This window comes from Phenylobacterium sp., from assembly GCF_016793225.1.
Lineage (GTDB): Bacteria > Pseudomonadota > Alphaproteobacteria > Caulobacterales > Caulobacteraceae > Phenylobacterium.
The window spans coordinates 17659-28565 of record NZ_JAEUMN010000058.1 but is presented as its reverse complement, the minus strand read 5'-3'; the positions used below and the strand labels follow the sequence as shown (position 1 = coordinate 28565).

Annotated in this window: 11 protein-coding genes and 1 riboswitch; of the genes, 5 read left to right on the top strand and 6 right to left on the bottom strand. The window is 69.3% G+C overall.

The genetic code is table 11. The features are described from left to right. Together JNK30_RS06855 and JNK30_RS06850 are read left to right on the top strand one after the other, a co-directional pair. Nucleotides 1-343 (top strand): nuclear transport factor 2 family protein (locus tag JNK30_RS06855; RefSeq protein WP_293481314.1); only part of this gene is annotated, 343 nt, incomplete at its 5' end. Then, nucleotides 340-1128 carry an SDR family oxidoreductase gene (locus tag JNK30_RS06850; RefSeq protein ID WP_293481313.1) on the top strand — a complete coding sequence of 263 codons (789 nt, stop codon included), beginning with the start codon at nucleotides 340-342 and terminating at the stop codon, nucleotides 1126-1128. The genes JNK30_RS06855 and JNK30_RS06850, both read left to right, overlap by 4 nt. 51 nt (nucleotides 1129-1179) lie before the next feature. Here the strand turns inward: JNK30_RS06850 and JNK30_RS06845 are convergent, their stop codons facing one another. The 5 genes from JNK30_RS06845 to gcvT form a co-directional block, all read right to left on the bottom strand. Beyond that, nucleotides 1180-1563 carry a hypothetical protein gene (locus JNK30_RS06845; RefSeq protein ID WP_293481312.1) on the bottom strand — a complete coding sequence of 128 codons (384 nt, stop codon included), beginning with the start codon at nucleotides 1561-1563 and terminating at the stop codon, nucleotides 1180-1182. Between the two features lie 250 nt (nucleotides 1564-1813). Beyond that, complete coding sequence (gcvPB, locus tag JNK30_RS06840; protein ID WP_293481311.1) at nucleotides 1814-3379, bottom strand: aminomethyl-transferring glycine dehydrogenase subunit GcvPB; 1566 nt, start codon at nucleotides 3377-3379, stop codon at nucleotides 1814-1816. Between the two features lie 2 nt (nucleotides 3380-3381). Continuing rightward, nucleotides 3382-4716, bottom strand: a complete 1335-nt coding sequence (gcvPA, locus tag JNK30_RS06835; RefSeq protein ID WP_293481310.1) for an aminomethyl-transferring glycine dehydrogenase subunit GcvPA — start codon at nucleotides 4714-4716, stop codon at nucleotides 3382-3384. A 164-nt stretch (nucleotides 4717-4880) separates the two neighbouring features. After that, nucleotides 4881-5246: a glycine cleavage system protein GcvH gene (gene gcvH, locus JNK30_RS06830; protein ID WP_293481309.1), complete on the bottom strand. Its 366-nt coding sequence runs from the start codon at nucleotides 5244-5246 to the stop codon at nucleotides 4881-4883. 154 nt (nucleotides 5247-5400) lie between these two features. Next, nucleotides 5401-6543 carry a glycine cleavage system aminomethyltransferase GcvT gene (gcvT, locus tag JNK30_RS06825; RefSeq protein WP_293481308.1) on the bottom strand — a complete coding sequence of 381 codons (1143 nt, stop codon included), beginning with the start codon at nucleotides 6541-6543 and terminating at the stop codon, nucleotides 5401-5403. 163 nt (nucleotides 6544-6706) lie between these two features. After that, a riboswitch (glycine riboswitch) is annotated at nucleotides 6707-6806 on the bottom strand. A gap of 32 nt (nucleotides 6807-6838) precedes the next feature. Between gcvT and JNK30_RS06820 the strand changes: the two genes are divergently transcribed. Continuing rightward, on the top strand, nucleotides 6839-7360 hold the full coding sequence (locus JNK30_RS06820) for a hypothetical protein (RefSeq protein ID WP_293481307.1): 522 nt from the start codon (nucleotides 6839-6841) through the stop codon (nucleotides 7358-7360). A 493-nt stretch (nucleotides 7361-7853) separates the two neighbouring features. Here JNK30_RS06820 and JNK30_RS06815 read toward each other — a convergent pair whose 3' ends face one another. Beyond that, nucleotides 7854-8405, bottom strand: a complete 552-nt coding sequence (locus JNK30_RS06815) for a hypothetical protein (RefSeq protein WP_293481306.1) — start codon at nucleotides 8403-8405, stop codon at nucleotides 7854-7856. Nucleotides 8406-8648: 243 nt separating this feature from the next. On the opposite strand from JNK30_RS06815, the gene JNK30_RS06810 reads away from it, so the two are divergent. Then, complete coding sequence (locus tag JNK30_RS06810) at nucleotides 8649-9866, top strand: hypothetical protein (RefSeq protein WP_293481305.1); 1218 nt, start codon at nucleotides 8649-8651, stop codon at nucleotides 9864-9866. 245 nt (nucleotides 9867-10111) lie between these two features. Continuing rightward, on the top strand, nucleotides 10112-10888 hold the full coding sequence (locus JNK30_RS06805; protein ID WP_293481304.1) for a hypothetical protein: 777 nt from the start codon (nucleotides 10112-10114) through the stop codon (nucleotides 10886-10888). The last annotated feature ends 19 nt before the right edge of the window (nucleotides 10889-10907 follow it).

Here is a 10907-nt window from a genome sequence, read left to right as displayed (position 1 = left end):
CACGGAGACACTCATGCCCATCGAGCTGCCATCCCCGATCCGAACATATGTCGCGGCCAACGCGCGCCTCGACGCCGACGGCATGCTCTCGGCCTTCGCCGACGACGCGGTCGTGTCCGACGAGGCCCGCCGCCACGCCGGGCGGGATGACATCCGAGCCTGGATCCTGGACGCCACGATCGCGAACCGCGCGGTCTTCACGCCCGAAACCTGCCGGATGGAAGACGGGATCGCCGTGGTGGAGGGGCCGACCGCCGGCGATTTCCCCGGCAGCCCGATCCGCCTGACCTTCCGCTTCGCCCTGCGCGGCGATGCGATCACGGCCCTGGAGATCGCAGGATGATGTCGCTGGACCTCAGGACGGAGTTCGAAGGCCGCCGCGTGGTGGTCACGGGCGGCACGAAGGGCGCGGGCCTGGCGACGGTGCAGCGCTTCGTCGCCGGGGGCGCAACGGTGGTGACGGCCGCGCGGGCGGACGCGAACGTCCCCGCGGGCGCCCAAGTGGTCGCGGCCGACCTGAGCACGACGCTGGGCCCGGCCCGGCTGGCGGAGGCTGCGCTTGAGCGGATGGGCGGCGTCGACATCCTCGTTCACGTCGTCGGCGGCTCGTCGTCGCCGGCGGGCGGCTTCGCGGCGCTGACCGAGGACCACTGGCGCGCCGAGCTCGACCTCAACCTCATGGCGGCGGTGCGGCTCGATCGAGCGCTCATTCCGACGATGGTCGACCGCGGCGGCGGCGCCGTGATCCACGTGTCGTCGATCCAGCGGAAGCTGCCGCTGCCCGACTCCACGATCGCCTACGCCGCCGCGAAGGCGGCGCTGACGACCTACAGCAAGGTGCTGTCGCGGGAGCTGGGACCCAAGGGCGTGAGGATCAACGTCGTCTCGCCGGGCTGGATTTACACGGAGGCGTCGGATGCGCTGGTCCGGCGCACCGCGGAGAGCATGGGCGGCGATGTGGATGCAGCGCGGCAGAGCATCCTCGACGCGCTCGGGGGCGTCCCCATGGGACGTCCCGCAGAGCCGGACGAGGTCGCCGAACTGATCGCCTTCCTGGCCTCGCCGCGGGCGGCGTCGATCCACGGCGCGGAGTACGTCATCGACGGGGGAACGGTCCCGACGATCTGACGGTCGCGCTTCAACCGGCGGCGACGTCGTCCCGGGGCGTCAGGGCGGCGCCTACCGCCTCCGGAAGCGCCGCCGCACGCCCTTCACCCACCGCAGCTTGCGAGGCAGCAGGATGCGCTCGACGCGCAGGGTCTGGTGGTAGAAGAGAGCCACCACTTCCGGCTCGCGCCGCAGCAGGCGGCGGATCGGGTAGAGGGTCTTCGGATAGGCGCGGTGCAGCTTCACGAACTGCCGGCGCGCCTTGAAGCTGTGGCGCAGCACGATCATCACGCCCACCACGATGACGGGGATGCCGCCGGGGCCAGGGATCGGGGCGATGAGGATGCCGAGGGCGATGATCGCCAGGCCAAGCAGCACCATCCCCGTCCGCTTGATGCGGCCGGCGACTTCGCGCGCGAAGTCATCCGCAGCGCGATAGACGCGCAAAGAGGGCATGGCGAAAGTCACTTGGTAGTCCTGGGGAGTGCGCGGCGGAGCGGGGAGGATCCGTCGTCACAAAGTTCATATGCTTACGTCCGGGAGACTCGTAAAGACGACCCGCCGTTAAATTTTCCTAACGCGACCGTATTCCGCCGCTGATGGCGCGGGCGCCACACCCCTCATGCAGGCTCGACACAGGGACGGTGCAGAGCCTGTGCGCTCCCGTCATCCCGCGGCTCGTCCACGATCCCTGTGCGATGCCGCGTCACTCCGCCGCGAGCGTCTCCGGGCGCCAGGCGAGCTTGGGCTTGCGGGCGGCCAGGGTCTCGTCCAGGCGGCGCAGGGGCGCCAGGTGCGGGGCGTTCTTGAAGCGGTCCTTGTCGTCGTTGCCCTTGGCCGCCAAGGCCAGGGCGCGCAGGGCGTCGCAGAAGCGGTCGAGCTCGCGCTTCGACTCGGTCTCGGTCGGCTCGATCAGCATCGCCCCGTGGACGACCAGCGGGAAGTACATGGTCATCGGGTGGAAGCCCTCGTCGATCATGGCCTTGGCGATGTCGAGGGTGGTGACGCCGGTGCCGTCCAGCCAGCGGTCGTCGAACAGGGCCTCGTGCATGCACGGGCCGTCGGGGAAGGCCGGCGTCATCACGTCGCCCAGGCGGGCCTTGATGTAGTTGGCGTTCAGCACAGCGTCCTCGGCCACCTGGCGCAGGCCGTCGGCGCCGTGGCTCAGCATGTAGGCGTAGGCGCGGACGAACATGCCCATCTGGCCGTGGAAGGCGCACATGCGGCCGAAGGCCTGGGCCGCCTCGCCCTCGGCGGCCTCGGCGAGCGCCAGGCCGGCCTCGCCGCTGACCACCCAGGGGGCGGGGGCGAAGGGCGCCAGCGCCGCCGAGAGCACCACCGGCCCCGCGCCCGGCCCGCCGCCGCCGTGCGGGGTGGAGAAGGTCTTGTGCAGGTTGATGTGCATGGCGTCGACGCCAAGATCACCAGGCCGAACGCGGCCCACGATGGCGTTGAAATTGGCGCCGTCACAGTAGAAGTAGGCGCCAGCCGCATGCGTAAGCTTGGCGATGTCAATAATGTCGCGCTCGAATAGTCCGCATGTATTAGGGTTGGTCACCATGATCGCCGCGACATGGTCGCCGAGCTTGGCCTCCAGGTCGGCGAGATCGACGCGGCCGTCGGCGGTCTGGGCGATTTCCGTGACGGTGTAGCCGACGAAGGCGGCGGTGGCGGGGTTGGTGCCGTGGGCGCTGGTGGGGACCAGCACGGTGCGGCGGCTGCCCTGGCCGGCGGCCTCGTGCGCCGCCTTGATGCAGAGCAGGCCGCAGAGCTCGCCGTGCGCGCCGGCCTTGGGCGACAGCGCCACGCCGGGCATGCCGGTCAGGGTCTTCAGCCAGTGGGCCAGGCGGTCCATCAGGGCCAGGGCGCCCTGGGTCGTCGAGACCGGCTGCAGCGGGTGCAGGTCGGCGAAGCCCGCCATCCGCGCCGCCTTCTCGTTGAGGCGCGGGTTGTGCTTCATGGTGCACGAGCCCAGCGGATAGAGCGCCAGGTCGATGGCGTGGTTCTTCTGGCTGAGGCGCACGAAGTGGCGCATGGCCTCGGGCTCGGAGAGGCCCGGCAGCTCGAGCCCGGCGCGGGTGAGGCCGGCAAGGTCGTCCGCGTCCTCGGTCACGTCCGGAAGGTCGACGCCGGTCTTCGTCCAGCCGCCCAGCTCGAAGATCAGCGGCTCGTCCTGGACCAGGCCGCGCGCGCCGGTCAGCGACTGGAAGCCCTCGGCGCCGGCGGCGGCGCCCTCGGGGCGGGTGGGTCGGCCCACGGTGTTCATGGTCATCGTCAGAGAGCCTTCAGGGCGGCGGCGAGCGCCGCGATGTCGTCGGAGGTGGTGGTCTCGGTGGCGGCGAGCAGCAGCACGTCGTCCAGGCCCGCGTGCGGGTCGAGGCGCGAGAAGGGGACGCCCGCCAGGATCCCCTGGGCGGCCAGCCGCTCGACCAGCGGGGCGGCGGGGCCCTTGGTGCGCACGGCGATCTCGTTGAAGAACCGCGGCGTCAGCACCTCGAGCCCGGCGCCGGCCACGGCCCGCGCCAGCTCGCGCGCCCGGGCGTGGTTGATGCGGGCGAGCTGCTGCAGGCCCGTCCCGCCCAGCAGGGTCATGTGGATGGTGAAGGCCAGGGCGCACAGGCCCGAGTTGGTGCAGATGTTGGAGGTCGCCTTCTCGCGGCGGATGTGCTGCTCGCGGGTCGACAGCGTCAGCACGTAGCCGCGCTGGCCGTCGGCGTCGACGGTCTCGCCGCAGAGGCGGCCCGGCATCTGGCGGACCAGCTTCTCGCGGGTAGCGAAGAGGCCCACGTAGGGGCCGCCGTAGTTCAGGGCGTTGCCGATGGACTGGCCCTCGGCGACGGCGATGTCGGCGCCCATCTCGCCGGGGCTCTTCAGCAGGCCGAACGAGACCGCCTCGGTGGTCACCACGATCAGGAGGGCGCCGCGGGCGTGCGCCGCCTCGGCGATCTTCGTCACGTCGGTGACGACGCCGAACACGTTGGGCGTCTGGACCACGACGCAGGCGGTCTGGTCGTCGATGGCGTCGATGACGGCGGCCTCGGCGTCGATCGCGGCGGGCAGGCGCACGATCTCCATGCCCTCGGCGTGCGCGATGGTCTGGGTGGTGGCCGCGTAGTGGGGGTGCAGCCCCCCCGACAGCACCGCCTTGCCCCGCCGGTTCACCCGCTTGGCCATCAGCACGGCCTCGGAACACGCGGTCGACCCGTCGTACATGGACGCGTTCGCCACGTCCATGCCCGTCAGGCCCGCCACTTGTGTTTGAAATTCAAAGAGAACTTGCAGGGTCCCCTGCGCGATCTCGGGCTGGTAGGGGGTATAGCTCGTGAGGAACTCGGACCGCTGGATGATGTGGTCGACGGTGGCCGGCACGTGGTGGCGGTAGGCGCCCGCCCCGCAGAAGAACGGCCCGGCGCCGGCGGCGCGGTTCAGGGCGGCCAGCCCGGCGAGCTCGCGCTCCACCTCCAGCTCGCCGGCGTGGCGCGGCAGGTCGACGGGGCCGGGCAGGCGGGCCGCGGACGGCACGTCGGCGAACAGCGCGTCGATGTCGGGCGCGCCGATGACGCCGAGCATCTCGGCGCGGTCGTCGGCGGTCAGGGGCAGGTATCTCATGAGCTCAATCCGCTAGGTCCTGCGCGCCGCAGGCGCTGTATTGATCGACCACGAACCACACGAACCACACGAACGGGCTGTGCGAGCGGCACGGCTGAGCCTGGCTTGAACGTGTCCGTGTGGTTCGTGTGGTTCGTGGTCAAGTTTGATTGCGCTGCGCGCGGTCAGAGGGTCGCCAGGAAGGCTTCGTAGGCGTCGCGGTCCATCAGGGCGTCGTACTCGGCCTTGTCGGCGAGCTTCACCTTGGCGAACCAGCCGCCCGCCTCGGGGGCGGCGTTGACGGTCTCGGGGGCTCCGGCGAGCTCGCCGTTGGCCTCGACCACCTCGCCCGAGACGGGGGCGTAGACGTCGGACGCGGCCTTGACGCTCTCGACCACGGCGAAGGCGTCGCCGGCCTTCACGGCCTTGCCCACGTCGGGCGTCTCGACGAACACCACGTCGCCCAGCTGCTCGGCGGCGTAGGCGGTGATGCCGACGGTGGCCACGTCGCCGTCCAGCTCGACCCACTCGTGATCCTTGGTGAAGCGCATCGGGTCTCTCTCCTAGAAGCTCTGCGCGCCGGAGGCGCCGTCGTTTTGAACCACGAAGGTCACCAAGTTCGCCAAGACGGTGACAAAGGCTTGGTCGTCTTCGTGGTCTTGGTGGGCTTGGTGGTGAATGGACTGCGCCTGCGGCGCGGGCGGGTCATCCGACCTTCCTCACGTAGCGGTGGGGGACGAAGGGGCTGGGGACGACTTCGGCGGGCTGGGGCTTGCCGCGGACGATGACCTGCAGGCGCGCGCCCACGGTCTTCAGCGCGGGCGGCACGAAGGCCAGCGCGATGCCCGCCTTGAGGCAGGGGGAGTAGCCGCCCGAGGTGACGACGCCGACGACGTTTCCGGACTCGTCGGCCACCTCGGCGCCCTCGCGGGCCGGGGCGCCTTCCAGCACGCGCAGGCAGACCTTCACGCGGGCCGGGCCCTCGGCCAGCTCCTTGACGATCCGCGCGGCGCCCGGGAAGTCGCGCTGCTCGCGGCGGTTCTTGTTGACCGCGAAGGCGAGCCCCGCCTCGATCGGCGAGACGGTCTCGTCCAGGTCGTGGCCGTAGAGCGGCAGGCCGGCTTCCAGCCGCAGCGAGTCCCGGGCGCCGAGGCCGATGGGCCGCACGCGATCGTCCGCCAGCAGCAGGTTCCAGACCCGCACGGCCTCGGACGCCGGCACGGAGATCTCGTAGCCGTCCTCGCCGGTGTAGCCCGAGCGCGAGATGATGAGGTCGGTCCCGAAGCCGGGCATCGCGCGGATGTCCATGAACACCATGTCGGCCGCGGCGGGCACGTGCGCCTGGACGACGGCGGCGGCCTCGGGGCCCTGGATCGCCATCAGCGCCCGGTCCTCCAGGCGCACCACGTCGACCTGGCCGGCGAGCTCGTCCTCGATGACCTTGAAGTCGTTGTCTTTGCAGGCGCCGTTGACCACCAGGAAGAGATCGTCGTCGACCCGTCCATCCGGAGAGGTCGGCCGGCCGGCCATCAGGTCGTCGATAATCCCGCCCGTCCGGTTCAGCAGCACCGAGTACTTCTGCTTGCCGGCCGCAAGACCGATGAAGTCGCCGGGGACCACCTCCTCGAAGGCCGAGAGGGGCGAGACGCCGCGCAGGCGCGCCTGGCCCATGTGGGAGACGTCGAACAGGCCGGCGTGCTCGCGCGTCCAGAGGTGCTCCTTCATCACGCCGTCGGCGTACTGCACCGGCATGGAATAGCCGGCGAACGGAACCATCCGCGCGCCGCGCGCGACGTGGTCGTCAGTGAGCGGGGTGGTCTTCAGGACGTCCGGCGTATTCTGGCTCACGGGGCGGATGGACCTCGGCTGACGGCGCGCGCAGGGGAACAGCCCCCTGACGTTCGGCGCCCCCGCTGTCCTCTGAGCCTGAGAGATTTCGGATCGCCTAAAGCCCGGCGGCCCTCTGCTCCTTCGGCGAGCCCTGTCGCCAGGACTGCTTTCCAGCGTTCATCAGCCCGTCGCGGTCCTTTTGCCTGAGCGTTTCCGGGGCGGTTGCGCCTTCGGCGCCCTGCGTAGCTTCAGCGAAGCAGGGCCTCTCCCGCGAGAGTTGGACGGGTTGTGGTGCGGCGCGCGGGGGGAGTCAATGGCCCGGGTCGACTTGTCCGGCCGGCGTCGGCATCCTGCCTTGATGGAGGCGCGGGGTCGCATGCGATGGGCGATGGCGGTGCTGATCGCGGCCATCGCGGCGCCGGCCGCGGCGGCGGAACTTGCGGGCCCGGCGCGCTTCTGCGGCTATGCCCCGATCATCGATCTTCTGCCCGGGGAACGGGTCGTGGACCTCGCGAGCGGCATCCACGCAGGCCATTTCCGCTGGGAAGGGGCCTTCGGCGCGCTCGAGGTCGCCGGGATCGGCTGGGCCCGCCGCCCCAAGGGTCGGATCGTGACGCCGGTGCAGGACGGGCGCCCGGCCGTGGTGGCGCAGCGCCGGACGCGCGACGGCTATGTGATCGCCATCTGGAATGGTGCGCAGGGCGTAGCCTACTTCACCTCGCCGCGCCCGTTTACGCGGGCGCAGCGGGAGGCCATCCGGCGCGTGACGCTGTACGAGGAGGGCGACACGCCTCCAGCGTGTGATCTGCGGATGGTCGGGCTCATCCCGGATTGAGGCGCCACCCTGCGCCTTACATCCCATGGACGGAGTTTGCCTGGCGTGGGCGCCTGCTCAAGGACGGCCCGCAGGGCCGCCGCGGGGCGGCGCGCGCGGCACGCGCGCGTCCTTGACCAGGCGCCCACGCCAGGCTCGCAATCAACCATGGGATCGAAGGACGCCTCTCTGCCCTGGCGGGCAGGGGGGCGGGAATGCGCCAGGTGCGGAACTTGGCTTCCTTCCAAGTTCGAGACGTTCGCACGGTGATAGCTATCGTGTCCCCATAATCCCCCGCCGGCTGGCTTATGCGCAGCTAATCTAGGCGCTGATCTTGTGTCTATCGTGCAAAGCTTCTGCTCAGAACCTAGCAGTGCGTCTTGAACATAGGGCGAGTTCCTGAGACAATTTGCTTGGACTGCTGGGGCGCAGGAGTTTGGACCTCCGGCCCCAGCAGCTCCGGGCCCGACCGATTTCTCGGCCGTCAACGCCCCTTTTGGAAGGGGGCGCGATTTCAGGTCGCCAGCGCCGTCACAACGCCCGCGATTTTCTTGGCCTCTGCCTGCGTAAGATCGTGGGGCAGGCCGTGGATCAGTATTGTCAGGTCAGCTCGGATGGGGATCGGCATCACGTTCGCGCCAGCCATCACCGGTGGCGGTGACGGGCGTACGGGCTCAATAGTCGTCTCCTTTGTCGCCGCAACAGCGGGAGCGTCTCCGTTTTCCTTCCGCGGTTTCGTCGCGCGCTCACGGCCTTGGCCCGCCGGTTTGAAGGATAGAGGGTCATTCAAGTATGATTGAAAGTCGTTGAGTGCGGACTGCAGTCGGCTTCGATAGGTCAGAACGCTATTCGGATTGTATTTCTGACCATGTAGGTTGTTGAACCGCCGCGCGACTTCTTCGACGTCGATGGCCGTAACATCAGCCGCCTCCTCCGGTCCGAGGATGCTGAGCATTCGGAGCGCTGAAGCTTTTCGAGTTTGAGCTGTCGCCGGCGACATCAGGCCCTTCTCGCCCAGAAAGTCGAGAAATCGGCCGAGGGCCTCGCGAGATCGATCGTTGCTCATTGGGATCTCCTCTCATCTTCATGACAGCTCGGCCATTTGGGTGCAAGCGAGAAATTTCTGTCTGGACCATTTTCTGTCCAGAATGACCATCACGACGTCCGACCGCTCATCCACGCCAAATCATTGGCCGCTTCTGCAGCTTGCCGCTTCACCCAATGGGCACGTGCGCCGCTCTAGCCAAGGCCAGCTTGGCCATTCAGTCTCGCGCGCGCTGGTTTGCGGCCGCTGGCCAAGGAGTGAGTCTTGAGCGCCTTCAATCGCGCCATCGACGTCGAGATCGACCGCGTGAGCTGGCGCGCACAGCCGACGGAATTCCGTCACCCGCTCCCCCGGCCACTTGCCGCGCAAGCGGGCCCATTCGCCATCCACCTCCTGGAGATGCTTCTCCGGATTGGGGACCTCACGACCCCCGTGCTCAACATTCAGTCCGGGGTCGCGCGCCTCTGGCCGTTGTTACGCTACCTGCACGCCATCGCCGACACGCCCCACTTGCGGTTTCGGCAGGGATGGCGGGACGTCGATCCACATCAGAAGGCGATCGCCAGCGACGACCTTGGTGTCGGGCTCGGGATGTCGGTGCTGTACAACGCCTTCGGCTATGCGGGCTGCATCGACGGCCGCGCCTTTCTCCACCGCATGCACAACCTGGGTCTCCTGGCATTCCCCGGTGGACTGCCTCCGAAGGTCGGCTCGATGAAGATGGCTGACTTCGCCGCGGTCGATCAGCGCGGCAAGTTTCACATCATTGAGGTGAAAGGCACGCAGAGCTCACGTGCGGCCTTGGCGAAGGCCATGTTGGACGGTCAGTACCAGAAGCGTTCTCTTGTCTGCGCCACGCCTGCGGGCGAACGGCGGCTGATTGGTCAGCGCATCGTCGTTGGAACAGCTCTGACTCTGGAGTCAAATGCGCGAGGCGCCGAAGTGATCGTCATGGATCCCGCGCCCGATGAGGACGAGGCCGTTTCGCTAGCTTCGCGGGTCAGCCAGCAAGAGCTTCGCGAGCCGGCGATACGTATGCAGGTTAGTAGGCTTCTCGGTGCCGCGGGTGCCTTCCGAACCTCCGTCGCAATCAGCGAAGTCGACGAACCGCTTGGCGCGCCCGCCCTCGAAGGACCGGGCCAGCGGGACCGTGTACAGGCAGCGATTCGCGATGACGACGCGCGGCTAACGTCGTTTCAGGCCTCTGGTGAAACTTGGCGAGGGGAGGAGATCGTCGCACCGTTGCTCGCCCCTCTGCTGGCGGGTGACCGCATCTACCGACGGGCGCGTGTTCGTCAAGGCATCAGCGAAATGCTCTTCCGCGACCTCCAGGAAGGCGGCGGCAGAACGGCCTTCTTTCAAGATGCGTATCCTAGCGTCGCCCAGCGGCTGTCGGCGCCAAAGGTGGATAGCGGCGAAGCCTATGCAGTACTCGTACGGCCTAGCATATCGCTCTCCAGTGTCGAACTTCTCGAAGCCTGAGCCGGATGGACGTCCCGCCGCCGTGAGCGGACCGTCCCAACGTCGCCAACGAGTCACTCCCGGAATGCGCCGCACTGCGCGCGGCACCCAAGTGTTCTGGATTTGTTCTTGACAATCCCTCCCGCCCGTGCCATCCTGCTGCTCGCGTCGGGGCGTGTGCGCTGAGGGTGGCGGCGGGCTTGGCGCGGGTTCGGCGCGCGCGGTCGCGGGGCCGGGCGGATTGCGACAATCGAGGAGATCGGGCGATGGCGGCGGGCCGGAAGGCGCGCGCGTCGGCGGAGGCGTCGGCGGGCGGCAAGCGGAAGCGGAAGATCCATGCGCGGTGGTCGGACGCGCTGGCCGAACGGCTGCTGGCGCGGCTGGCGGCCGGGGAGTTCCTGTACCGGATCACGCGCGAGCCGGGGATGCCGACGCCGGAGGGCGTGGCCAAGTGGGCCCGGGAGCGGCCCGACTTCGCCGAGCGGCTGGACGCGGCGCGGCGCGCCGGCGGGCGTCCGCCGGGGCAGCGGGGGCCGGTGTCCACCTTTTCCGAGCACATCGCCGAGGAGGTGATCGAGCGGCTGTGCGAGGGGGAGAGCCTGACCGGGATCGGCGCCGATCCCACCATGCCGTGCCTGTCGACCCTGATGCGCTGGCGCCGCGAGCGGGCCGATTTCGAGAACGCCGTGCAGGTGGGGATGCGCGCGCGGGCCGAGCGGCTGTGCGACACGAGCTGGGAGATGGCCGAGGCGGCGACGCCGGAGACGGCGTACCTGACCGGCATGAAGCTGGCGCACCTGCGCTGGATGGCGGGGGTGATGGCGCCGCGCGTGTTCCGGCCGCGCCTGGTGGAGCCGGAGGCGCCGCGCGACGTGCGCACGGTCATGTTCCGCCACTTCAAGATCGAAAAGGACCCGGAGACCGGGAAGGACAAGGTGGTGGGCTATTGCCCGAACCCCCACACGGGCGAGGTGGAGCGCGAGGACACGCCGGGCTACCGGCGGCCCACCGGGCCGGGGCGCTGGTTCGTGCTGCCGGCGTAGGGCGGGGCGGCGGACGCGG